This window comes from Sphingomonas floccifaciens (assembly GCF_042681125.1).
In the GTDB taxonomy this organism is placed as follows: Bacteria; Pseudomonadota; Alphaproteobacteria; order Sphingomonadales; family Sphingomonadaceae; genus Sphingomonas; species Sphingomonas floccifaciens.
This window is the reverse complement of the sequence record NZ_JBHUFC010000024.1, coordinates 39084-59483: the sequence shown is the minus strand read 5'-3', so window position 1 is coordinate 59483 and position 20400 is coordinate 39084. Positions and strand designations below refer to the sequence as shown.

At 61.8% G+C, this 20400-nt stretch carries 29 protein-coding genes; 16 read left to right on the top strand and 13 right to left on the bottom strand.

Going from position 1 to position 20400, the window contains the following annotated elements; genetic code table 11:
* The coding region (locus tag ACFSC3_RS19395) for a YDG domain-containing protein (protein WP_380941875.1) at nt 1–375 on the bottom strand (375 nt) is incomplete at its 3' end.
* A 66-nt stretch (nt 376–441) separates the two neighbouring features.
* Between ACFSC3_RS19395 and ACFSC3_RS19390 the strand changes: the two genes are divergently transcribed.
* The 7 genes from ACFSC3_RS19390 (at nt 442) to ACFSC3_RS19360 (ending at nt 2946) form a co-directional block, all read left to right on the top strand.
* Nucleotides 442–636 carry a hypothetical protein gene (locus ACFSC3_RS19390; protein ID WP_380941879.1) on the top strand — a complete coding sequence of 65 codons (195 nt, stop codon included), beginning with the start codon at nt 442–444 and terminating at the stop codon, nt 634–636.
* Nucleotides 626–1420, top strand: a complete 795-nt coding sequence (locus ACFSC3_RS19385; RefSeq protein WP_380941877.1) for a hypothetical protein — start codon at nt 626–628, stop codon at nt 1418–1420. Before ACFSC3_RS19390 ends, ACFSC3_RS19385 begins: the two co-directional genes overlap by 11 nt.
* On the top strand, nt 1341–1547 hold the full coding sequence (locus ACFSC3_RS19380) for an HGGxSTG domain-containing protein (RefSeq protein WP_380941869.1): 207 nt from the start codon (nt 1341–1343) through the stop codon (nt 1545–1547). The genes ACFSC3_RS19385 and ACFSC3_RS19380 overlap by 80 nt, the downstream gene beginning before the upstream one ends.
* Before the next feature lie 119 nt (nt 1548–1666).
* Nucleotides 1667–1810 (top strand): ribbon-helix-helix protein, CopG family, encoded by a 144-nt coding sequence (locus tag ACFSC3_RS19375; protein WP_380941868.1) that lies wholly within the window; start codon nt 1667–1669, stop codon nt 1808–1810.
* Nucleotides 1810–2082: a hypothetical protein gene (locus tag ACFSC3_RS19370; protein ID WP_380941866.1), complete on the top strand. Its 273-nt coding sequence runs from the start codon at nt 1810–1812 to the stop codon at nt 2080–2082. The genes ACFSC3_RS19375 and ACFSC3_RS19370 overlap by 1 nt, the downstream gene beginning before the upstream one ends.
* A gap of 10 nt (nt 2083–2092) precedes the next feature.
* Nucleotides 2093–2746: a hypothetical protein gene (locus ACFSC3_RS19365; protein ID WP_380941864.1), complete on the top strand. Its 654-nt coding sequence runs from the start codon at nt 2093–2095 to the stop codon at nt 2744–2746.
* Nucleotides 2743–2946 carry a hypothetical protein gene (locus ACFSC3_RS19360; RefSeq protein ID WP_380941862.1) on the top strand — a complete coding sequence of 68 codons (204 nt, stop codon included), beginning with the start codon at nt 2743–2745 and terminating at the stop codon, nt 2944–2946. Before ACFSC3_RS19365 ends, ACFSC3_RS19360 begins: the two co-directional genes overlap by 4 nt.
* A 3-nt stretch (nt 2947–2949) precedes the next feature.
* On the opposite strand, the gene ACFSC3_RS19355 is transcribed toward ACFSC3_RS19360, so the two are convergent.
* Nucleotides 2950–3273, bottom strand: coding sequence for a J domain-containing protein (locus tag ACFSC3_RS19355; protein WP_380941860.1), 324 nt, complete (start codon nt 3271–3273; stop codon nt 2950–2952).
* Between the two features lie 216 nt (nt 3274–3489).
* On the opposite strand from ACFSC3_RS19355, the gene ACFSC3_RS19350 reads away from it, so the two are divergent.
* Nucleotides 3490–4587: a hypothetical protein gene (locus ACFSC3_RS19350; RefSeq protein ID WP_380941858.1), complete on the top strand. Its 1098-nt coding sequence runs from the start codon at nt 3490–3492 to the stop codon at nt 4585–4587.
* Between the two features lie 64 nt (nt 4588–4651).
* On the opposite strand, the gene ACFSC3_RS19345 is transcribed toward ACFSC3_RS19350, so the two are convergent.
* Entirely contained in the window at nt 4652–5566 is a 915-nt protein-coding gene (locus ACFSC3_RS19345) for an endonuclease/exonuclease/phosphatase family protein (protein WP_380941856.1), read from the bottom strand.
* 130 nt (nt 5567–5696) lie between these two features.
* Nucleotides 5697–6314 carry an SOS response-associated peptidase gene (locus tag ACFSC3_RS19340; RefSeq protein WP_380941854.1) on the bottom strand — a complete coding sequence of 206 codons (618 nt, stop codon included), beginning with the start codon at nt 6312–6314 and terminating at the stop codon, nt 5697–5699.
* 177 nt (nt 6315–6491) lie between these two features.
* Between ACFSC3_RS19340 and ACFSC3_RS19335 the strand changes: the two genes are divergently transcribed.
* Nucleotides 6492–7091 (top strand): AbiV family abortive infection protein, encoded by a 600-nt coding sequence (locus tag ACFSC3_RS19335; RefSeq protein WP_380941852.1) that lies wholly within the window; start codon nt 6492–6494, stop codon nt 7089–7091.
* 77 nt (nt 7092–7168) lie between these two features.
* On the opposite strand, the gene ACFSC3_RS19330 is transcribed toward ACFSC3_RS19335, so the two are convergent.
* From ACFSC3_RS19330 to ACFSC3_RS19315, 4 genes are all read right to left on the bottom strand, one after another.
* Nucleotides 7169–7411 carry a hypothetical protein gene (locus tag ACFSC3_RS19330; RefSeq protein WP_380941850.1) on the bottom strand — a complete coding sequence of 81 codons (243 nt, stop codon included), beginning with the start codon at nt 7409–7411 and terminating at the stop codon, nt 7169–7171.
* A 285-nt stretch (nt 7412–7696) separates the two neighbouring features.
* Nucleotides 7697–7900 (bottom strand): hypothetical protein, encoded by a 204-nt coding sequence (locus tag ACFSC3_RS19325; RefSeq protein ID WP_380941848.1) that lies wholly within the window; start codon nt 7898–7900, stop codon nt 7697–7699.
* 100 nt (nt 7901–8000) lie between these two features.
* Nucleotides 8001–9149 carry a hypothetical protein gene (locus ACFSC3_RS19320; protein ID WP_380941846.1) on the bottom strand — a complete coding sequence of 383 codons (1149 nt, stop codon included), beginning with the start codon at nt 9147–9149 and terminating at the stop codon, nt 8001–8003.
* 724 nt (nt 9150–9873) lie between these two features.
* On the bottom strand, nt 9874–10128 hold the full coding sequence (locus ACFSC3_RS19315) for a helix-turn-helix domain-containing protein (RefSeq protein WP_380941845.1): 255 nt from the start codon (nt 10126–10128) through the stop codon (nt 9874–9876).
* A gap of 150 nt (nt 10129–10278) precedes the next feature.
* On the opposite strand from ACFSC3_RS19315, the gene ACFSC3_RS19310 reads away from it, so the two are divergent.
* The 7 genes from ACFSC3_RS19310 (at nt 10279) to ACFSC3_RS19280 (ending at nt 16407) form a co-directional block, all read left to right on the top strand.
* Nucleotides 10279–11013 (top strand): hypothetical protein, encoded by a 735-nt coding sequence (locus ACFSC3_RS19310; RefSeq protein WP_380941843.1) that lies wholly within the window; start codon nt 10279–10281, stop codon nt 11011–11013.
* The gene (locus ACFSC3_RS19305) at nt 11010–11483 is read left to right on the top strand and encodes a hypothetical protein (RefSeq protein ID WP_380941841.1); all 474 of its coding nucleotides are present in this window, start codon (nt 11010–11012) and stop codon (nt 11481–11483) included. Before ACFSC3_RS19310 ends, ACFSC3_RS19305 begins: the two co-directional genes overlap by 4 nt.
* The gene (locus ACFSC3_RS19300) at nt 11480–11881 is read left to right on the top strand and encodes a hypothetical protein (protein WP_380941839.1); all 402 of its coding nucleotides are present in this window, start codon (nt 11480–11482) and stop codon (nt 11879–11881) included. Before ACFSC3_RS19305 ends, ACFSC3_RS19300 begins: the two co-directional genes overlap by 4 nt.
* The gene (locus ACFSC3_RS19295) at nt 11878–12126 is read left to right on the top strand and encodes a hypothetical protein (RefSeq protein ID WP_380941837.1); all 249 of its coding nucleotides are present in this window, start codon (nt 11878–11880) and stop codon (nt 12124–12126) included. The genes ACFSC3_RS19300 and ACFSC3_RS19295 overlap by 4 nt, the downstream gene beginning before the upstream one ends.
* A complete protein-coding gene (locus tag ACFSC3_RS19290) occupies nt 12123–12299 on the top strand; it encodes a hypothetical protein (RefSeq protein ID WP_380941835.1) in 177 nt (58 codons plus the stop codon). Before ACFSC3_RS19295 ends, ACFSC3_RS19290 begins: the two co-directional genes overlap by 4 nt.
* Nucleotides 12274–12879 carry a hypothetical protein gene (locus ACFSC3_RS19285; protein ID WP_380941833.1) on the top strand — a complete coding sequence of 202 codons (606 nt, stop codon included), beginning with the start codon at nt 12274–12276 and terminating at the stop codon, nt 12877–12879. Before ACFSC3_RS19290 ends, ACFSC3_RS19285 begins: the two co-directional genes overlap by 26 nt.
* Before the next feature lie 108 nt (nt 12880–12987).
* The gene (locus ACFSC3_RS19280) at nt 12988–16407 is read left to right on the top strand and encodes a class I SAM-dependent DNA methyltransferase (protein WP_380941831.1); all 3420 of its coding nucleotides are present in this window, start codon (nt 12988–12990) and stop codon (nt 16405–16407) included.
* Nucleotides 16408–16475: 68 nt separating this feature from the next.
* On the opposite strand, the gene ACFSC3_RS19275 is transcribed toward ACFSC3_RS19280, so the two are convergent.
* From ACFSC3_RS19275 to ACFSC3_RS19255, 5 genes are all read right to left on the bottom strand, one after another.
* Entirely contained in the window at nt 16476–16766 is a 291-nt protein-coding gene (locus tag ACFSC3_RS19275) for an STAS-like domain-containing protein (protein WP_380941830.1), read from the bottom strand.
* Nucleotides 16760–17650: a hypothetical protein gene (locus tag ACFSC3_RS19270; protein ID WP_380941828.1), complete on the bottom strand. Its 891-nt coding sequence runs from the start codon at nt 17648–17650 to the stop codon at nt 16760–16762. The genes ACFSC3_RS19275 and ACFSC3_RS19270 overlap by 7 nt, the downstream gene beginning before the upstream one ends.
* Nucleotides 17651–17678: 28 nt before the next feature.
* Nucleotides 17679–18119, bottom strand: a complete 441-nt coding sequence (locus ACFSC3_RS19265) for a hypothetical protein (protein WP_380941826.1) — start codon at nt 18117–18119, stop codon at nt 17679–17681.
* Nucleotides 18120–18215: 96 nt separating this feature from the next.
* A complete protein-coding gene (locus ACFSC3_RS19260) occupies nt 18216–18863 on the bottom strand; it encodes a hypothetical protein (RefSeq protein WP_380941824.1) in 648 nt (215 codons plus the stop codon).
* 354 nt (nt 18864–19217) lie between these two features.
* The gene (locus tag ACFSC3_RS19255; protein WP_380941822.1) at nt 19218–20294 is read right to left on the bottom strand and encodes a tyrosine-type recombinase/integrase; all 1077 of its coding nucleotides are present in this window, start codon (nt 20292–20294) and stop codon (nt 19218–19220) included.
* Nucleotides 20295–20400 lie beyond the last annotated feature (106 nt).

Below are 20400 nucleotides of genomic sequence, written 5' to 3'. Positions count from 1 at the left end.
CGCGGTCAGGCTGGTCGGCTGGGTGAGGGTATAGTTGCCCGCATCCGCCCCCGTCAGCGCATAGCCCGACACCGTGACGGACTTGCCCGTGCCGGCGTTCTTGTCGGCAAAGACCCCAGCACCCTGGGTCAGCGTCACCACGTCCGCGCCGAACGCTGTGATGGTGCCACCGGTCAGCGTCGCCTGCGTTGTGCCGTCATAGACCTTGTTCGAGACGGTCGCGCCGGTCACGGTCAGCGGTGCGGCCGTGATGGCCGCGAAACCTCCACGCTCATTCGTGAAACACCGCTCATTCCCGTTGATCGACCGTGTTCGGGAAACCTCCACACATACAGCTTGCCATCTACTGCTGCTGATCTGGGGACGCTGAAACATGCTGAAACAGCGGCGGGCGCCGATGAAACGTCGGTTGACCCTTCGCTGCTCGACGACCTGCGGGCGATGATCCGGGACCACCTCGACGACGCTGGCCCGGGTACCCAGTCGCGGCTGGCGAACGGTGCCCATGTCCCCGGTGGCACCATGTCCCGCTTCCTGGCCGGCAAGGCACTGCCCCGCACTCACTTCATCTCCCTCCAGCTCGAACTCGCTCGGCTGCGTCGGGATGCAACACGAGAGAAACGACATGCCGCGTAAAGCAACCTCGCTCAGCCGAAAGAATGCCAGCCCGCCCGCGACGCGCGGGATCGATAAGCCGAGCGCCAGCCCGCCGGCCCCGGATACGTTCACGCAGGTTGGATTGGATCGGGCGCAAGACTGGTTCCGACAGGCTCGCCCGAGAGTCCAAATTCGATATGAGGGCGATCGGAACATCATGGCGTCGCCACATGACGACCGGGTCGGGTTCGCGCTCCAGCAGATGGCGTCCTTCGGCACGACGTCACAGGCCTTCGCATTCGATCAGATCAACCACATCGCTTCGGTGGTAAAGGGCCACCGCAGTCGCGCGACCGAAATGGAGATGAATTCCGCTCTCGCCTTCGTTGATGGTGGCGAGCCGCAAAACGAGATCGAGGCTGCGCTTCTCGTCCAGATGACGACCACCCACTCCGCCGCGATGCAATGCCTCCTTACCGCAGCGGGGAATCTCACGCTGGCGACCGATGGTGGCGTCGGTAATCTCGCCGTGAAGCTGCTGCGCACGTACACCGCCCAGGTTGAGGCGCTTACGAAGCTGCGCCGCGGTGGCGAACAGGTCGTTCGTCATGTTCATGTCGACAACCGTGGCGGCCAGGCGGTGATCGCCGAGACGGTCACCACCAGGGGTCCTAAATCCAATGGAGCCAAACAACCCCATGAACCCAGTGGAACGCCTTCGCTCGGCGCCGAGATGCTTGGCTATGACGCGACAGGGAACGGCGTGCCTTTCGCCAGCGATGCGAGGGAAACGTCGATGTCGACTGCACGGCGGAAAGAGTAAGGGCGCCCCGATCGGTAATCGCAACGCTGTAAAGCACGGAATGCGAACCGCAGATCTGCGTTTGTTCCGAAGAATGATGCGATCAATCGTTGTGGCGGGGCGAGCGGTTGCCGATGATATAGGCTAAGCAACGCCTAATAGATTGACCCGACACAAATAGGTATTGTGGACCAAAGTGGCCAACAAATGTTGGCCGATCTGTCGCCGGGTTAGACGGCCGGATTTTCTCGCGTTATTGGGTTCATTATGCATACCGAAGTCCACAACAGGCTCGCTAAGTTCCGCGTGAACGATGTGTTGATCGCATCGGCTGCCGAAAAGGCGCGTCGTGACGGCATGACGCTGTCCGAATTCATCCGCGCTGCTATCCGCCGCGAGGTGCGGGGCTGATGGGGTTCATGACGCCCTTCACCCCGGCTTTGCGCGCCGCGGGCTGGGATTGGTCGGCGGTCAACCGCGCCATTGCCCTCGAAACATCATTGCTGACCGCTGCCGCCGGCGACGTCGCACAGCAGAGTGGGTGCGCTGCGAGCGAAGTCCTGGCCGACTTTCACGGCGCCCGCGAGCCGGTGTTGAACCTGTTGAAGGCGCCCAAAGGCTGGCGTGATCTCGCGATGATGTTCGGCGGCACCCCGCCCGCCGACTGGCCGACCCAACATTGAAAGGCTGACCGTGGAACTCGACGCATACGCACGCGCACTGGGGGCCGCTCAATTGCTGGTGCCCTCGTACAATCAGCTTCGGTTGCAGGGCGCCCAAATCCGCGGGGCCGAACTCGATAACCAGCAGCAGACCTTCGCGCTCGATCAGGCTCAACAGGCGCAGCGGGCCGCCGTAGATCAGCAGGCCCGCTCACGTCTTCGCCAGCAGCAGATCGATGCGGACGTAGCGGCATTCAATGCGAAGCCGACCTCGGACGGAGCGGTTCGTCTGATGACGACCTATCCCGAGCTTCGGAACCCCATTAAGGATGCCTGGGGTATGCGTGAGGCAGCGGCGCAGAAGCAGCAGCTCAGCACGTTCGTTCAGATCAAGTCAGCGCTTGCCAACGGCCAGCCGGACGTCGCGATCGCCCGCATCCAGCGACACATCGAGGCGGACAAGGCGTCGGGTGGCGACACCACCGACGACGAGAACATGATCGATATGATCCGCAAGGACCCGGTGAGGTTCGCGGCAAGCCTTGATGGGCTGATCGCCGCAGTGTCCGGGCCGGAGAAGTTCGGCGACAATGCGAAAGCTTTGGCGGACACCACGAAGACCATCGGCGACAACAGGCGAAGGCGAAGGCGACGGCTGAGGCTAACCGAACGCTGGCGGGCATGACGGCCTACGACACGGCCAAAGCAATCCGTGAACCTATTGCCGCGCGCACCCGGCCGGGTGCCACCCAGCCGACGAGTGCAGAAGACGCTGACAATGCCGCTGCGGGCTTCATCGACTCGTTGATCGAGGCTGCACGGTCGGGTCGGCTGGCGGCTGCCGTGCTTGCCTCAGGCGGCGCGGGGAACCGGCCCAGTGAGTGAGGATCAGCTTGTCGCTACCCCCGCCATGACAGCGATGATGATGGTGGAGGCGGCGATGGCGATCAGCAAATTCCGGGTTGGCCGAAACGGACGATGCGTCGCGACGTCGGGGCTGACCCGTTCCGTCATCCGATCTGCCGGTGGTGTGATGACAGCACGATCGCCCTTGATCGCCGAATATGCGGCGTTGATCGCCTGCGCTCTCTCGGCTTCAACCCCGCCCGCCCGATCGGGGTGGTATTTCTTCATCAGCGCGCGATAGGCCGCATCAACGACCTCAGGCTCTGCGTCTGGCTGCAAACCGAGAATTTCGAACGCGTTCCGCACTGCTCACGGTGATACCACAACAAGCGGGTATCGGCTATCGCACGACCAAGTAGCCGCATTTAAAAGCCGGAAACCCGGTTGCAGTGGCGACGGCTTGGGTTCGCAGATCCTCCAAGTCGCGTCGGCCGACGATCGCTCAAACTATTCGTAGCAGCGGTGAGGCAAGCATACTTCGAACGAATAGCGAACGCGTCGAGAAAGTGCTACGGCACGCTGATGCGGCCGATCAGCGACGAAGAACTTCTTTCGCGTCAGTTTCGTTATGAGGACCCGGAAAGCATTCCGGGGCTCTGTCGCGATCGGCCGGACCAAAACCTAGACCCAGAAATCGTCGGATTCTACGAGGTTCGCCCATTTGGGGGGCGGGCCGCTAATCCTGACGCCCCCTATGTGTGGTGTTGCCATTGTCAGAAACCCACACACTGGGGTGGTCGCGTTCTCAAGGATAAAACTGACAGCACTTACATAATAGGTGCCGACTGTGGGCGTAAGCACTACGGCGACAAGTTCGTCGTTATCGATCGCGCGTTTAACGATCAGCTGGCGCGGCAAAAGTTGCTTGTCCGGTGGTCGGACGCTCATGCGATCCGCGATCAGCTGCTGGCAGAGATCAAGCAGGTATTTTCCGATCCTACTTGGGCAGAGATTGAAAAGAAGCGTGCTGAATTGAAGCGCGTCGCGCCGGATGTTGTCTACCGTCTTAAGGCTCTCGCTAACCGTGCCGGTTCGCTGATTGTCCGCGACCAAGTGCGCGACCTTGCGGCAGAGGAGCAGCGTCGGCAGTCACACGATCGCGCAGTTGCGGTTTTTAAGGCTCTCTCAAAGTGGGAGCAGAGGGAGCGCAGACGAGATGGTTTAGCGCCAGCGGATTTAGACGAGACTCCGATCCTTAAGGATCGTGAACAGAATCTAGGACCGCTTCGTGGCCTTGGCCTTTTTCTCGAAGATCGTGACGTCAGGGCAGAGGCAATTAAGCTGAGAGATGCGATGGGGCCGATTGGGACCATTTCTAAGCTGGGGGCAGTGCGCAACGCTGAGATCACGCGCACCCTGCGCAGGATTACGGATGCGGCCACAGCGCTACGATCGGCTTTTGTTGAAACCGCAGCATCTTGGCGCTTTTTTGAGCCGGATCACACCGAGGCGGTCGAGCGGTGGTATGCGGGTTCGCGTCACAGCACGATCGCGATCGACCCCCTTTCGACAGTTTACCGGGCGGGTGCCTTAGCTCGCATAGTTCCCTTGCCACCCCGCCCCACATATTTCGACCCACCCGCTTTGAAGACATTGCTCGCGGACGGGCAGACGGCATAGTCGTAGCCTGGACGATGCCCCGAGCCGACCGCTGTCATCTACGTCAACCGGCGGTCGACACAACCTACAGGCGGAAACCGACAGACACCGGACAATGATCGGACGGGTGCTGCTCGACCGGCACCCCGTAGGTGTACTCGGTAAACGACCCCGGCACTATCAGCCTAGCGGCATCGGCGCCGGCGACGACGTAATCGATGAACTCGCGGTATCGCGGGTTGCACGTCGCGGGGCGGCCGTCGTTCGTCAGCGTCAGGTCCGCCGTCTTCGGCTGCGCTCGGTCGAGTGCGGCAAAGAACAGATCGCCGCTCGACGCCAGCCGGCGGTTCCAGTCGCCCAAGATGGCGAACGCTTCACCGCTCCGCACGCGATCGTCGATCCACGCCATCAGCACCGGCTCCTGGCTGAACAGCACCGGGCAGTCGGTGCCCGCAGCGTTGCGGCCGATGTTGCAACCCGACTTGAGATGAACGGCCAACAGTCGAAGGGGCTTCGTTCCACGCACGGTGATGTCGACGCCCCAGCGTAGATTGGGGTTGCCGAGACCCAGGGCTTGCACATCGGGATTTCGGGTCCAGTTGACGCCCTTGCGGATAGCGAAACCGACATCCTGCTGGCGAATGGACAAACCGGACTTCCCGTTGCAGGCGCCGCCGCGTTCGCTCATCGGCCGGCCCGAGATGGCGACGTCATAGAGAGCGGGATCGAACACGCGCTGTGCCGCTGCCTTCGTTTCCACTTCCTGGAAGGCGATGACGTCCGCGTTCAACGCCGCGGCATCGCTCCTCATCCGTGCATAGTCTGCGTCGGTGCGGGGGCGACAACCCACCCCGTTCGCCTCTGCCAGATGCTCCATGTTCCAGGTCGCGATCCGAATCGGCTTCGCCGCGACCGATGACGCGGTCGTCGTCGGGTTCATCGCGCAGCCGGAGATACCAGTCGCGACGATCGCGAGCGCGAGAACGTGTGCCTTCAACATGCAATCAGATCCTGACGTGATCCCGCTGGCTATGCGCCCCACGGTGGAAAAAGGAACCAGAATAGGCAGAGCAGCCCCACAAGCAACCAGAGGAACGCCGACCACGCCCGCCGGAGCGCCTTCAGAATCATCAATCGACTGTCATCAGCTGGGCAGGATAGGGCGCGGCCAGCTCGACGGCTGGCGCGCCATCCAGCCACCGCTGCTCGTCTTCGTCATGCAGGATTACCGGCATCGCCTTGGGGTGGATCGGGCCGACGACCGAGTTCGGCTCGCACGTCAGGAACGCGAAGGTGATGCCCGCGGTCGATGGGCGCCATATGCCGGCGAAGCTGAAGATCGGGCGGCTGGGCACGTCGAACCAGTGCAATGGTAGCTTACCGTCCGCCCCGCGGACCTGACCGTACTCGCTGAATGTCGTAACCGGCACCAGGCAGCGCTGCGCGGGCTTATCAAGCATCGATCGCCAGAACGGCGACGACAGATTGCGGACGTTCGTCACGCTCTTCGTCAGCATCACGGGCTTCCCCGTCGCCTTGTCGATGCGCTTGCCCGGGACCTGCGTCGGAACACCCCATGACATGACGTCGAGGATGCGCCGGCTTTCTTCCTCGCGCACGACCCATGCTGGTTTGTCGGGAAACAGCTCGCCCGGCGGGTAGCTCTCGTCCTCTGGATACGGCATCTCGATCCCATATCGCCGCGCGAGATCGGCTTGGCTGGCGGACATTCGATAACGGTTGCACATCCCGGTATCGTGACACGCCGGGCTAACCGGTCAATGTCCGCTTTCGCCCCAATAGCGGACATTCACCGCGGGTATCGGCTCAATCGGTGCGGGTAGGATGGCTAGTGTATCCGGCGGGAAAGCATTACCACGGCAGAGGGTATCTTCGTCATGTCATCTATAAACAGGGCTTAATCGATGACAGACGACGATCTGAAGGCAATACAGCCGATTATCAAGAACTGCGGCGGCCTGATCGACGACGCGATTCTGCTGGCAAAGGCGGAACGATATCCGCGCGCATTTGCGCTGAACGTCCTCGCCTTGGAGGAACTTGGCAAGGCCATCCAGGTCCGTTGGACACAGCTCGGCGTGGCCACCACGAGGCAGAAGCGATCGGCTCATATTCAGAAGCAGATGGCGGTCGCGTGCCTGCTAATTGCCGAGAAAGTGCTACCCTTCTACCTAAGGTTCTTCGCGGGTGAAGTCAGCCAGCCGGTGATGATGGTTGAGCTGGCAACCGCCTTTATGAATTCGGACGAGCGACGATTTTTCGAACGCGTCGCGGCGATCGAGCTGGATCGATCGAAGCAGGTGAGTTTCTATCATGATGACGTGACGGTTGCGACGCACTTTCGCGACGAGATCGACGCCGCCTTCACGCTGCAGCTTTCGCAGACACTGGCCAAGGCGATGCCGCTTCTGAAGAGCGAGATTGCGGTACAAGTCGCAGGCGTATTTTACGAGATCATGCCGCAGCTCACCGATCAAATACTGGCCGACCGAACCGCCTACTGACCAGGAGCGGGTGAAACGATCGAACATCGCGTCGCATAGATATCGTTCCGCTTCCACCCAATAGCCGGCATTCAACATCACGGCAGGTTGCCGGATTCGACATCCACCTTCATCGCGACCAGCCGCTCGACGATCGCTCGATAGGGCTTGTGGCAGCTGCTCCACGGGTGCCGGGGCTCCAGCGTGGCGGCCTTCCAATAATCAGTGAGCAGCGCCTTCTCGCGGACGAATGGGCGTAGGACGTGCAGGGCCAGCCGGACCTCGATGGTCCCGACCGGCATATCCGCCGACCGGTGCGCGGCATCGCGCAGGATCTGCAAGGCCAAGTTGATAAGGGCATGACGGTGCGCCCGGCGACGCGCTCGCTGCTTTCCGTATGGGATTGGCAGCAAGTGGATCATTGGCGACGCGCACCGATGCGGACACTTGATCGCCGACCGAGCCGCGCGCCAGTCGGGATTGCCGCCATTCGACCGCACCTCGTCGATCAGCGCGCCAAGTTCCCAAACCTCGGTCGCCTTGCAGCTGCGGCATGTGACCCGGACCTGCGCTTCGATGCGATACAGGTCGTGAAGGGTCTTCGGATCGCCGACCACATCCGCAGATCAGGCCAAGACGGGAAGCGGAAGCTGCTCGCCCTGCGACGCCAGCACGGCTCTCGCCTTTTGGGCGGCGCCAACAGCCTGGCGGTAGTGGATGGTGCGGCACCGTTCGGCCTCGTCGAAGCCGACCGGCGCCAATTCCTCGCTCGGGTAGCAGGCGTCGTAGATCGCGCGCGCAGCCGCACGCAGCCGGAGATCGTGCTCCATGCCAGGCTCCATCGATGTTGATCACCGCGAATCAGCGGAGCACCTCAAATAGAACAATTGCGGAACATCGGGCAACCCGTCGCCGACGCGTCCGCCAGGCTCACACGTCGAATCCTGCCGACCGAGCGTCCTTCAGAGCCCGCTCGTCGCCCCGTTGCAGATCTTCGGCAAGGCGGGCAATTCCGGTCTGACGCTTAGCTGCAATGAACTCTTGCGCCTGACCGTCGCGGGCCGCTGCCAGGAAGCCTTTCCACCCTACCCACGGGTCAGCTTCGATTGCCTTCTCAAGCGCGGGGATCAAGCGCGAGGGTTCGTAGTCGCCCACCGGATAACCGTCCTTCGGCCAGTAAATTTCGATCCTGAACCGGTTCGCATCGAAGACGGTCTCCGCAATGGCTTGGGCGAGTTCGGACGAGATCGCTCCGCTGGTTGCGTCCGCCTGACCTGCGAGCGGAGGCTGCGGCGAAGGCGTGGCGGCCTCAACAGGCACCACCGCGTCCGGCACTGGCCCATGGACGCGAACGCCGTGCTCGCCAGCCGGCGCGAGTGCGCCCGGCTGGTCCGTCGTATCATCGGCGCCCTCGTCATTGGCGACGCAACCGGACGGCACTAGCTCGTCGAACTGGTAATAATCTGGGTCACCATGCCGCTGTTTCGGCACCGGCACGCCCGGCCGCGATCTCGACTTATCACCGAACTGACCCGGCTTCAGGATCAGCCGCGACTGATACAGGTCGAAGATCGCCGGCATCGGCGACGCCGGATCGGCCATATCGGGATCGTGACCGTCCCATTTCACGATGTCGGAGAGTATCGCGATCGTCTCGCTGCGGACGTTGACCAGGTGGCGCGGCTCGACGCCGTGACCGAACATCGAGGCGAAACACGCCCTAATCTCCGGATGGATGCGGGTCTGGATGCGATCGGCTTCGGTCGCCTCGTGGTCTCGATTATACCGTACCGCTTCGTCCAGCCGTTCCTTCGCGAGCATCATGGTCGTGTACGACGTGAGCGCCGCGGGCGCGTGTTCCTCGAACTCACGTCGTGCGCGCGCATAAGCCTTCTGCGCGTTCTGCAGAGCCTTCGGCGGCGGGGTGGAATAGCCCTCGGGGCTTTCGAGAATGCGACCGGCATGGTCCCTCGCGGCGTCGCCTGCGCGTTCCCGCTCAACCTGTTCTCGTTGCGCCTCCACGGCGCTGATGTGAACCTTCAGTCTGGCCTGTGCGGCCGCAAACAACCTGTCGAGCATATCTTCCTCCCGTGCGAAGCTCGACCCTCCTTTTATGCACGTCGTCGGTTCTGAAGAACCACTTTTTTCACGAGGGGATGGAAAAGCCGCGGCGCCCCTGCGCCTCGCTCTCGGCCCCAGGTGGGTATGTCGAACGACCTCGACCTGCGGCGAGACGTTCGAAAACAGGGGCTGAAGATCAGGCGCAATACCGCTGATCCGGTGCGGGGCACCACATCAGCATGCGGAACGCTTTTCGCGTTCCCGTTCAGAGAAAGGCGAGTTCCGCTGCCCCCATGGCAGCGGTCGCGCCTTGTAGGCGCTCGGATCGGGTTGACTGTCGCAACCCTCGGGCGCCCGCGTTGCGGGCTTGGAACGAGATCGCCGTTTCGGTTCAGAACACGAAACGGACGGTCGACGCTTCGCTGATTCGCGGACGGCTGGCTGCTGCCGACATCACCGCGGGCGCGGTGCCTGTGTCCATGGTGGACAGAGGAGAAAAATGAAATGTCGAACCCACGAAACTGGCGTGGCCGCGGGCGGACCACGACCCCCAACAGCCGTCAGAAGCGCAACAAGCTCTACCTTGATGCACACCCAGTCTGCCACCGGTGCGGAAAGCGGCCCTCAGCCGAAGCCCATCACGAACGGCCGAAGGGGCATCCTGATCGGTATGACTGGCGTCACATGAAGGCGCTTTGCGTGCCGTGCCACATCGCGGTGCACCGGCCGCTCAAGATGGTGCTCACGCCCCGAAAGAAGGCGATGTGAGCCGAACACCTTCGCCGCCGTCCGGGGACGACTCCCCGGCGGCGATGAAGTCGATCCCGGCATTAATTAGCGCATCTGATAGCCGTTCGACGGATGTCGGGCGCAGCGGCTCGCCCCCTTCGAAACGCTTGACGGTGATGACACTCGTCCCGGCAGCATCCGCGAGATCAGCCATCGACCAACCAAGGAGCGCCCGCGCGGCGCGACATTGGGCAACGGAGAGAGCCATCGGTGTCCGCGTAGCACGGGCATAGCGCGAACGACCACGGACTATTGCGAACCGCCGCGAACACTGCTACCAAAAGTATCAGTTCGGCCGGACGTGGAGATTGAGCCCTCCTCGCCCGGCCTCACCAAACCGTCTTTAGAGGAGACGATTATGGCTATGAACACGCCTACCCGGCGTGCGGCGATCTGTGCAATCGCTGCGTTGCCGGTCGCGCTTACTGCACCAGCCGCACTGGCCGCTGTCCCGGCTTCACACTTAACCGATGACGCGGGGCCGAATTCATCCGCGAACCCCCGGCTTCGCCGCGCGATGGCCTTGCACACGCGGGCCGCCCTGGAATGCGAGCGGTTCGACGTCGAGGTACATTCCCCGGCCAGCCAAGCATTCGCGGCTGACCTGGCGGCATACCCTCACGAGCCGGAGCCGACCCACGAACAGGTCGCGACCACCTTCGTCAACTGGGACGAGAAGGAGATACGGCTGTCGACGAACAGCGTTGGCTCGCGTGCCTCGGCCGACCGGGTCGTCAATGATTCGACCTGGGCGGACATGGGCAACGAAAATTGGCGCCAAGCCTTCCGCGAACTTCACGCCCTCCATCAGCGTCGTGACGGGGTGATCGCCGAGCAGAAAGCGCGATTGGCTGCATATCGCTCGGCGGCGAGAAAGCGACACCAGCTTGCGAAGCTGGAAGCCCGCGCCGGCTGCCTCGCCGATCGTTCGGTCAACCTATGGCGCGCGGTTCTTGCCACCCCATCGCAAGGCGTAGCCGACATGGCTGCGAAGGTGGCGTTCATCGAGAAGCACGATGATGAGACCGGCGGGTACGAGTTTGCAGCCCTGGCCGCTGACGTTAAGCGGCTGGCAGCGGGGGCGATGGCATGAGCGCGCCTACATCTGCCAGCGAGGCACACTCCTTCATCGCCGTTCTGCACGCTCGGTATGAGGCGACGTTCGACGAATACAACGTGGTCGACCGGGCTGCGACGCGGCTGAACCGGAAGGACAACGCCACCCTGCCGATGCAGTGCGCCTGCGATCGGGCGATGAGGGCGATCGAGCGCGAAAGCGACGCGCTTCGGCAGGCCATCCTCTATCAGTTGCCGACCAACTGGACCGACGCCCTGATCCTGCATCACCACATTCGGATCGCGCAGGATCTAGTCGTAAATTCGGACAAGCCGGTGGAAGCGGACAAGGACGCCCTAGACGCTGCAGTCGACACGCTGCTGGACTTCATGGCGAGCACGATCACCGCGGACCATGACACGATCGGCCGGCAGTTCACGACCGCGGTGGCGATTGTGACGGAACGACGCCGGATGCGCACGGGTGCGGTGGAGGCGGTGGCATGAAGCTCGCCGTATTCCACCCCGCGCGTGCCGACCGCTGGCATCGCCTGCTCGCCACCCTCAGCCCGAAAGAAGTCAGCGATGCGATCGATGCGCTGATCGCTCGGCTGGACGCCTTAGGCGGCGACCCCGATCTGGAGGAAGACGACCACGCCGGCGGCAACGTCGAAGACGTGGGCGAGGCTGGCACGCTGCCCGAATCCGATCTAGGCTGCGTCGGCGTCCAGTTCTCCAGCGATGACGATGACGAGGGCGACCTGGAAGACCGCCGCCTGCGGATGCCGCATATCAAGCGGATCCAGCGCACCCGGTGCGATCGTCAGATCGATCGGTGGGGCTATGTCACCCATCAGCTTCGGGCCACGCATGCGGGCCAGCCTAGCAAGGGCGCGCGTGCATGATGCTCGGCACGCACCCCGCAAAGCTGGCTCCCCCGCCGTTCGACCCATGGGATTGGCTTAGCGAGCTGACCGAGGCGGGCGGCGGCTATGCGTTGGCCAGCGGGCGGAAGTTGTGGTTGGTCGTTGACCAGGTACCGGCCGAAGCGCTGTATCCGCTCATGGCCAAGCTGGTCGGGCATCCCGACCGTCAGGAAGCCGTGCGTCAAACGATCGAACGTCGCCAAGCCGGCGAGCGGATCGCGTGAGCACGCTGTTCATCAGCACCGGCGGCGCCCGCGCGCTTCCGGTCGACCTGCTGCTGTCGGCTCTCCCGAGCCTTCCCCGCCCGGCGCTCGCCCGCCTCGTCGACCGCGCGATCGAGCACTTGGACGACGATGACGGCGACTCCGATTATGAAGAGGACCACGATCACGCTTAACACCGCATCATGGGAACCGGCCCTGCCGCTGGCTCCGCTTCGTCAGCCCATCGCCCGCACCTCGCGGCCGGCGGGCTTGCCGCGTGTCCATCGCTTCCATGACAGCTTAGCGCTGTCCGAGCAGTATGGTCCCGACTGGTGGCTGCCCATCTACCGTCGCGCCTTCCCGACGCTGAAGTCCGCGGTGGCGGTCGAGCATGACGGCTGGGCGCAGCGCGGCGGAATCGACCGGCTGTTGACCCTGGGCTGCGGTCGCACCTTCACGGTCGACGAGAAGATCAGAATGGAGGATTGGCCCGACGTCCTGCTGGAGCGGTGGTCGGACGAGGCGCGCCAGTCGCCCGGCTGGGTGCAGAAGCCTCTCGCCGCCGACTTCATCGCCTATGCCCATGCGCCAGTCGCGACGTGTGTCCTGCTGCCGGTGCCGTCGCTCCAGCGCGCCTGGCGCCAGCACGGTCGGCAGTGGATCGGGCTATACGGCCAGCGGCGTGCGCAGAACGCGAGCTATACTACGGTCAGCGTGCCAGTGCCGCGCGGCGTGTTAATGCAGGCGATCGTCGAGGCGATGTTCGTGTCCTGATCGCTGTGGGGAACGAACAACGCACACAAAAAAAGAGCGCTGATGCTACGCGAAGTCTTGTTTTGCTAACGGCTTCCGCCGCCTTCTGTCTGCCAGGGGGGATATTGGGTGAACGTCGACGACTTTATTGCACGGTGGCGCTACGGAGCTGGCGGCCAAGAGCGCGCAAACTACGCTATGTTCCTGCTTGAGCTGTGCGATGTGCTCGGAGTTCGCCGTCCAGAACAGGCCGGCCTGAATCACGAACGAAACGATTATGTGTTCGAGCGCAGAGTCGCGTTCTCTGAAGTGGACGGGCCAGCCGGAAGCGGAAGGATCGATCTCTACAAAAGAGGGACCTTCGTCTGCGAATGTAAGCAATCCCGCCGACTGGACGGAGGCAAATTAGACCAAGGACTAGCAGACCAGCTAGCTTTTGAGGGAATCGCGCCGCAACTGCGGCCGGTCGGGCGCGCTGATGCAGGCTGGGACGCCTTGATGAAGGCCGCCCGGTATCAGGCTGCTCGATATGTTCGCGCACTTCCAAAGGGCCATATCGCCCCGCCCTTCCTCATTGTTTGCGACATCGGGCGCTGCTTCGAGCTTTATGCCGATTTTAGCGGCACTGGCCGTCACTACGAACTGTTCCCAGATCGTAAGCGATACCGCATCTTCCTCGAAGACCTTCGCAACGAAGAAACACGGGCCTTGCTACGTGCGGTGTGGGAGGAACCGCATTCACTGGATCCAACGCGCAAAGCGGCAGAGGTAACGCGAGCGATTGCGCGACGGCTCGCTCATGTAGCGCGAGCCCTAGAAAGCCGCGAGGGCGTGAGCCCCCTTCCGCAGCCTGAGCGCGGCATCTTAGCAGAAGATATTGCGCTGTTCCTGATGCGATTAATCTTCTCAATGTTCGCGGAGGACGTGGGGCTGCTTCCAAACAATTCTGTGCGCGATCTTCTCAGACGGTGCCAAGCAGATCCCGACCACCTGGGCCGCTACCTTCCCGAACTGTGGAGCAAAATGGCTGGGGGGCCTGAACGGTTTAGCTTAGCGATCGGCGCGGCCGTGAAACACTTTAATGGCGGCCTTTTCGAGAATGCACGAGTGTTCCGCTTAGAACCCGAGGAGATAGGCGAACTCATAGCCGCAGCGGAAGCCGACTGGCGGACCGTTGAGCCTGCCATCTTCGGAACTCTGCTGGAGCAGGCGCTCGATAGCGAGGATCGCGCAAAGCTAGGCGCACATTACACACCGCGTGCGTATGTCGAGAGCCTTGTAAATGCGACGATTATGGAGCCGCTGCGTGCCCGTTGGGAGCGTGTGCATGGAGCAATCGAGCTGGCGCGAAGCGAGAACGACGACGAGGGTGCTTTAGCAGCTGCTCGTGCATTCCTAGGAGAGCTTACCTCGCTGCGTGTGCTCGATCCTGCCTGCGGCACTGGAAACTTCTTGTACGTTGCCATGCTGCTGATGAAGCGCCTTGAAGCAGAAGTGCGGGAAACCATTCTCGACCTTCGGGGAGGTGAGGACTTCGCGATCGCTGCAGGCGAAACAATCGATCCACACAACTTTTTAGGCCTGGAATTGAACCCTCGGGCTGCGGCTATTGCGGAGTTGGTATTATGGATCGGATACCTTCAATGGCATTTTGCCAATCACAGCAGTGAGCCGGCTGAACCGATCCTTCGGTCATTCGGGAATATAAATGGGAGCGAACATGGCGGATTTGACGCTGTGCTTGCTCAACTACCTAGCGGTGCTGCTGACATCGAGAACCCTAGGCGTCCCACATGGCCAGACGCCGACTTCATAGTAGGCAACCCGCCGTTCATTGGAGGAAAGGATATTCGGGAACGCTTAGGCAGTGACTACGCAGAGGCGCTTTGGCGCGCTCACCCAAAGGTGCCACGTGCCGCCGACCTTGTGATGTATTGGTGGGACCGTGCCGCTGATGTCCTGCAGATTAAGGGTTCACGTTTACGGCGGTTCGGCTTCGTCACTACTAACTCCATAACTCAGGCGTTTTCTCGACGAGTTATCGAGGCACGCACGGGCGGGCGCGTTCCCCTGGCAATTGTCTCAGCCATTCCCGATCATCCGTGGACGAAGGCGACACGTGACGCCGCTGCGGTTAGGATCGCAATGACTGTTGTGGAGCGGGGGAGTGCTGAGGGAACCTTACGTGAGGTAGTGAACGAGTTGGCTCTTGATACCGACGAGCCGCGCGTGACGTTTTCGGAGCGTGTAGGCCGAATCAACGCCGACCTAACTGTGGGTGCCGACCTGGGTTCGGCGAAGCCCCTACGAGCTAATCTCGGCCTATCATCGCGCGGCGTATCCCTTCACGGGGCGGGATTTATCGTCACACCCGCGGAAGCTGAATATCTAGGGCTCAGTCGTCGGGAAGGCTTGGAACGGCACATCCGCCCTTACCGAAATGGTCGTGACCTCCTTGGGCGCCCACGCGGGGCACTAGTGATCGATCTTTTTGGATTGTCGGAACCGGACGTGCGTCAGCGATTCCCCGAGGTTTGGTCGCATCTCCACGCCACCGTGAAACCTGAAAGGGATGCAAATCGGCGGGACACCTACCGCAATAACTGGTGGATTTTTGGCGAACCGCGTCGCGAATTACGCCCGGCATTGATAGGCTTACGCCGCTACATTGCGACGGTCGAAACCGCGCGTCATCGTATTTTCGAGTTCTTGGACGGGTCAATTCTACCTGACAACATGGTGGTCGCGATAGGCTCAGACGCTGCGTTTCATCTTGGCGTACTATCATCCCGGGTGCACACTGAATGGGCCTTGAGGGCTGGCGGCTGGCTCGGGGTCGGTAATGACCCGCGTTATTCAAAATCGCTTGTGCTCGATCCTTTTCCTTTCCCAAAAGCAAGCGAGTCGATGAGGCTCCATATTGCGGCGCTCGCGGAGGAGTTGGACGCTACTAGAAAGGCGGTTCGCGCTGAGCATCCAGAGTGGTCGATGACAATGCTATACAATGTGCGAGCTAAGCACGCTGTGGGCGAGCAGCTCGATCTTGTTGAGCAAGACATTCACACCCGGGGCCGCGTGGCGATTCTCGCTGAGCTGCATGAACAGATAGATCGTGCGGTTTCGGCGGCATATGGCTGGAGTGACGACATCTCCGCCGACGAATTACTTTCGCGACTGGTAGCGTTGAACACCGAACGTAGCGCTGAGGAGCGGGCTGGCCGAGTTGAATGGCTTCGTCCAGATTATCAGCTAGCTCGGGCTGGGGTTGTTGCGATCGGTTCAGCCGATAGCGAGCCTAGCTTTGCACTACCTGCCAACGTCGAACGAAATGTCCGACCTGCGTTGCCCCGTGATCGCGATGGCCGTGTTGCCGCAGTAATCGCGGCTCTTGCCGCTCGCCCCGTTCCCGTGACCACAGAAGCGTTGGCCGCTAGCTTCAAGGGCGGCAAGCCAGTTCGAGTTACGGTCGAACGGGTGTTGGCAGCGGGTGCCCGTGTGGGTCTCATCGAACGAGGGCCGAGCGGTTGGAGCTTAGCGCGAGCCGCCTAGATCATGCGTTAGGATGCATGCGATCGTAGAGGAAATGTTTGTAAGCTGACTGGGTCAGGCTGGCTCGGTTAAGCAAATTCGGGGACCCGTACCGCGCTGTTCATGCATCGGCGGATCATCTCGTTAATCTGCCGATTGCTATCTACGATGGACAAATCTGAGCGAATTCGCGCCGCACTGAACTCGTCAAGCAGCGAAACAATGGCGGAGTTTACAAAGGAGGACGGCACGTCATCCACCCCAGCGAATGACAGCGTGGTCCGGCCGCTACGCAACGATCGGCGCAGAATGCTCCCGATTATCAAACCATCCGCCGACGTGTAGCACTGCGGCACGTGGTCGAGAGCGGTGATCACCATTCTAAGTCCTCCGTCCCGAGTTCATCGCCCACAAAACGATCTGTAGGCAGCATTATATCCACCATCGTACCGGGATAAAGCCCCGGCATGACCGCAGGCCTCCGCACCGGTTCGTCGACGCTGCGACCTGGATCGCATATTAACGACCCGGAATGTGAATATATCGATACCCGACCATGATTGGCCGTCACGTGGGTGATCAGAAAATCCAGACCGATGCCCCGGTTTTGGGGATTGCTCTTTGCTGTCACACCTTCTCGAGACGCGGTCAAGATGGCTTGCCCGTCATCCAGCCCCGGCCGGATGGTTTTGATCGTATCGGGGATTCCACGCCCGAAATCTGAAACAGTCAGTCGCACCTGGCTTAGCTGGGGATAATGCTGAGCATGAACGCAGCCAATCTGCTCTGACGAATGGTCCGCGATGTTGTTGAAAATTTCCTTCACGCATGTTTTTACGCTGGCGATTGCCCCCGGCGGTACGCGGAGCACGCTCGAAAGCCAAGGGGAGAGGGTGAATTCTAACCAGCCGTGACCATCTGTATGAGCAACTTTCGAGCATGGTAGCGTGGACCGGCGGGCGGCGGCCCGATTTGAGAGCGGCCTCCCGAGAAACTGGCGAAAAAAACCGCAGTCGTCGAGATAGGAGATGGCCGATGAGCCGGTCGACGGCCGAGCGAACTGCCGCCGGACGCCTCGGCGACCGAGCCACTCCAGCGTGTTAAACAAGGCGGTGAAACCCGTCCCCTCGATGAAGCTCAGATACCGAAAGTCAAAGATTATGTGATCGTCAATCGGGTTGCCATCACGGTCCACAAGAAAGTTGAGGAACGTGTAGATAGCGTCGGTTTCGAACCGCCGAGGCAGGTAGACGGTTGTCGTCAAAGAACACGCGCGGAAATAGGCAAGTCTGTCACTTCGCCTGTGCCATCTTGCCCAAGCTGAAGCTGTCGACGGACGCGATTTTTATTCGCAGTGAAATTGCCTGCTTAGACGGTAATGGGTCGCTGCCCGGGGCAAATACCTGGGCGTCCGTCAAATGTGCATATCGCGGATATGGGATCGGGCCTTCTTCTTGCCGCAGGGCATCGACGCCTTCGAGTATTGAAGCAAATGCCCTATCAATCGGGGCGGCCACCGCGCCATCACCAAGTCCGTCAGCGAACTCCCTTCGAAGTCGACGGATATATACGCCTTCACTGCTCAGCATACCAGACACGACGTTTCCGTTCACGAAAAGCGTGACCCCCGTGTTCACGCCAAGCTCCGCCCATTGGACCAATTGCGTTAGCAGCCAATCTTGGTCGCTCGGCAGTTCGTAAACCGGCTCGGCGCCCATGTCCTCTTCGTCCATACGCCTCCTCTTTCCGGCGACTGTTAGTACACGCTAAAATAGAAATCCATCATACTGTGGCAGGGAACGCCGAGGCCGAACCGATTGAAGCGGCGACTAGCTCGTGAAGCCCGCCAATGCCCTTACGCTCGCGACCGTGATCCGGACGCCACCGTCGATTTCCTTCCGCTCCAACCGCCCTGATTTCATCAGGCCGTTGATCTTGGTTCGGCCGAAGCCGAGCGTGCGGCCGGCGTCTGCGATCGTCATCAACAGCGCGTCCGTATTCAGGACCGACAGATCGGGACGACGGCCCCTAACCGTCTCGACTGGCTTTGAGGGCGCCTGAAGCGACGTCGCGCATGCATTTTCTGCGGGACGCCGGGCGGGCGTCGCCGGCTTGCGCTGGCCGAGAAAGCGGTCGATCAGCTTCTTCAGGTCGCCCGGATTGAACGACACGCCCGTCACCATCACGAGCGGCTCGCTGCCGATGAGCTCCCCGCCCTCGAGGCGAACCGTTCCGCCGGACCACACGTCGCCGGCGACACCGTCCCGGACGATCCTTTCCCAGTCGTCCTTCGGAAGCGCCCCGTCCCGGACGATCCGCCGACCACCGCCGGGTTCGATCGTCTCGCGCACCATCGCGTAGGACTTCACGACGCCTGCCGCGGCAAAATCCTGGATTAGCCGAGCGGCATCACCCACCTCAGCAGCCTCAACCAGCTCGATAGCCTCTTTCGGCGTCAGCGGGCGGAATGCGCTCAAGGTGGATCTCCGATCGTTGAAAAGACGTCGGGATCAAGTGAACGGTAAAGGTGAAGAACCGCTTATGCGGACGGCTCCGGAACGGGTCGTGTTCGCCGTTGTTCGCCCATGATCGCGACCAAATGTGGGAGCGGGGTGGGGAACGGCGCGGCTCGAACTGCGCTTTTGTGTAGCGTTCTCAACCTCTTGGTGGATTGAGATTGGCGCACCCGACAGGATTCGAACCTGTGGCCTCTGCCTTCGGAGGATTGCGCCACCACGCATTTCCGCCATCGTTCTCCCTGCGTTCATGCCGTTTTTCGCGGAACAGGTCGTGAATAGACGCTTGTAGCGTGCACATAACTGACACGTCCGTCACCGGCGATCGGCCGCGCGGCGCGCGTTGTCGAGGAAGTCGGGATGATGGTGTGCGTAGAGCGTCACCGTATGCTCGTGGCTATGCCCCAGCCACCCGGCAATCTCCCACAGATCAACGCCACGCTGGGCGAGCCAAGTGCCGCAGGTATGTCGAAGCGTATGGGGCGTGACGTCTGCGATGCCGGCGCGTTTGCACGCCCGTCCAAAGCTGCCGTCACCGCCTCGGTCGGGTGCGCCATCCCAGGCTCCACCAATGTCCTTTATTCGCCTGCCGCTGTTGTGAACTACGTAGCCCAGGTCACTCCCCCGACGATGGGCGAGCCGAAGAAACGTAAGCAGCCGATCAGGGATAGGGATGTGTGCGCGGCCCTTCCCGGTGCGCTTCCGGCCCGGAGGGTTGAAGTTGATGCGGCGGCGATCGAGGTCGACCTGCGTCCATCGAAGCGACAGGATCGCATCCTTGCGGGCGCCGGTATAGAGCGCCAGTACGATGAATAGCGGAAGGTACAGACGGGTGTCAGCGCGCGTCGTGCGAGCCGCATTGAGCAACGCAGCCGCGTCGCTGCGTGTCAGGAACCGCTCGCGTCCCTCCGGCCTGTCGGGAAGCCATACGGCGGGCGCGTGCGTCAGGCGTCCCTTGCGATGCGCGAAGTTGATAGCCGCGCGCAGGGTGCCCAGCTCCCGCCGGATCGTTCCGTCAGATCTTCCGCGCCACTCGCCATAGGCGCGGCAAGTTTCGTCAGACACATCGCCCACCATGTTTGCGCCCCAGAATGGCAATAGAGCCTCGATGGCATGGCCGATGCGTTCTGGCGCCTCTGTCGTTGGGGCGTGCAGCGAGCCGTAAAGGTCTAGCGCGTCCGCGATGGGAAACTCGCTCGGATCACGCGGGCCGGCGGGTCGCTGGCGACGGTATCGCTCGCGGATGAACTCGGCGAGCGCCGCTTCAGCCGTTGCGCGGTCTGCCGTGCCAGTGCTGCGCTTTCGGGTAGAGCCTGCCTCGCTCCATTGAATGTAGTAGGCGCCGCGCGCTCGAATGAACTTGAGATAGGCGCCCCGGTTGGGTCTGGGCATTTCACCTCCTTGCGGGCTGCCACGAAGGCAAGCGCGTCATCGGGATCGTAGAGATAGGCTTTGCCCAAGCGGACGGCCGGAAGCCCTTGGGCGCGCATCGTCCGCA

Excerpts from the sequence above, each read along its gene's own strand:
- ACFSC3_RS19390 (WP_380941879.1), top strand. The coding sequence starts at position 442 with ATGATCCGGGACCACCTCGACGACGCTGGCCCGGGTACCCAGTCGCGG.
- ACFSC3_RS19385 (WP_380941877.1), top strand. The coding sequence starts at position 626 with ATGCCGCGTAAAGCAACCTCGCTCAGCCGAAAGAATGCCAGCCCGCCC.
- ACFSC3_RS19380 (WP_380941869.1), top strand. The coding sequence starts at position 1,341 with ATGACGCGACAGGGAACGGCGTGCCTTTCGCCAGCGATGCGAGGGAAA.
- ACFSC3_RS19375 (WP_380941868.1), top strand. The coding sequence starts at position 1,667 with ATGCATACCGAAGTCCACAACAGGCTCGCTAAGTTCCGCGTGAACGAT.
- ACFSC3_RS19370 (WP_380941866.1), top strand. The coding sequence starts at position 1,810 with ATGGGGTTCATGACGCCCTTCACCCCGGCTTTGCGCGCCGCGGGCTGG.
- ACFSC3_RS19360 (WP_380941862.1), top strand. The coding sequence starts at position 2,743 with ATGACGGCCTACGACACGGCCAAAGCAATCCGTGAACCTATTGCCGCG.
- ACFSC3_RS19350 (WP_380941858.1), top strand. The coding sequence starts at position 3,490 with ATGCGGCCGATCAGCGACGAAGAACTTCTTTCGCGTCAGTTTCGTTAT.
- ACFSC3_RS19345 (WP_380941856.1), bottom strand. The coding sequence starts at position 5,566 with ATGTTGAAGGCACACGTTCTCGCGCTCGCGATCGTCGCGACTGGTATC.
- ACFSC3_RS19340 (WP_380941854.1), bottom strand. The coding sequence starts at position 6,314 with ATGTGCAACCGTTATCGAATGTCCGCCAGCCAAGCCGATCTCGCGCGG.
- ACFSC3_RS19335 (WP_380941852.1), top strand. The coding sequence starts at position 6,492 with ATGACAGACGACGATCTGAAGGCAATACAGCCGATTATCAAGAACTGC.
- ACFSC3_RS19325 (WP_380941848.1), bottom strand. The coding sequence starts at position 7,900 with ATGGAGCACGATCTCCGGCTGCGTGCGGCTGCGCGCGCGATCTACGAC.
- ACFSC3_RS19320 (WP_380941846.1), bottom strand. The coding sequence starts at position 9,149 with ATGCTCGACAGGTTGTTTGCGGCCGCACAGGCCAGACTGAAGGTTCAC.
- ACFSC3_RS19315 (WP_380941845.1), bottom strand. The coding sequence starts at position 10,128 with ATGGCTCTCTCCGTTGCCCAATGTCGCGCCGCGCGGGCGCTCCTTGGT.
- ACFSC3_RS19310 (WP_380941843.1), top strand. The coding sequence starts at position 10,279 with ATGGCTATGAACACGCCTACCCGGCGTGCGGCGATCTGTGCAATCGCT.
- ACFSC3_RS19305 (WP_380941841.1), top strand. The coding sequence starts at position 11,010 with ATGAGCGCGCCTACATCTGCCAGCGAGGCACACTCCTTCATCGCCGTT.
- ACFSC3_RS19300 (WP_380941839.1), top strand. The coding sequence starts at position 11,480 with ATGAAGCTCGCCGTATTCCACCCCGCGCGTGCCGACCGCTGGCATCGC.
- ACFSC3_RS19295 (WP_380941837.1), top strand. The coding sequence starts at position 11,878 with ATGATGCTCGGCACGCACCCCGCAAAGCTGGCTCCCCCGCCGTTCGAC.
- ACFSC3_RS19285 (WP_380941833.1), top strand. The coding sequence starts at position 12,274 with ATGAAGAGGACCACGATCACGCTTAACACCGCATCATGGGAACCGGCC.
- ACFSC3_RS19275 (WP_380941830.1), bottom strand. The coding sequence starts at position 16,766 with ATGGTGATCACCGCTCTCGACCACGTGCCGCAGTGCTACACGTCGGCG.
- ACFSC3_RS19265 (WP_380941826.1), bottom strand. The coding sequence starts at position 18,119 with ATGGACGAAGAGGACATGGGCGCCGAGCCGGTTTACGAACTGCCGAGC.
- ACFSC3_RS19255 (WP_380941822.1), bottom strand. The coding sequence starts at position 20,294 with ATGCCCAGACCCAACCGGGGCGCCTATCTCAAGTTCATTCGAGCGCGC.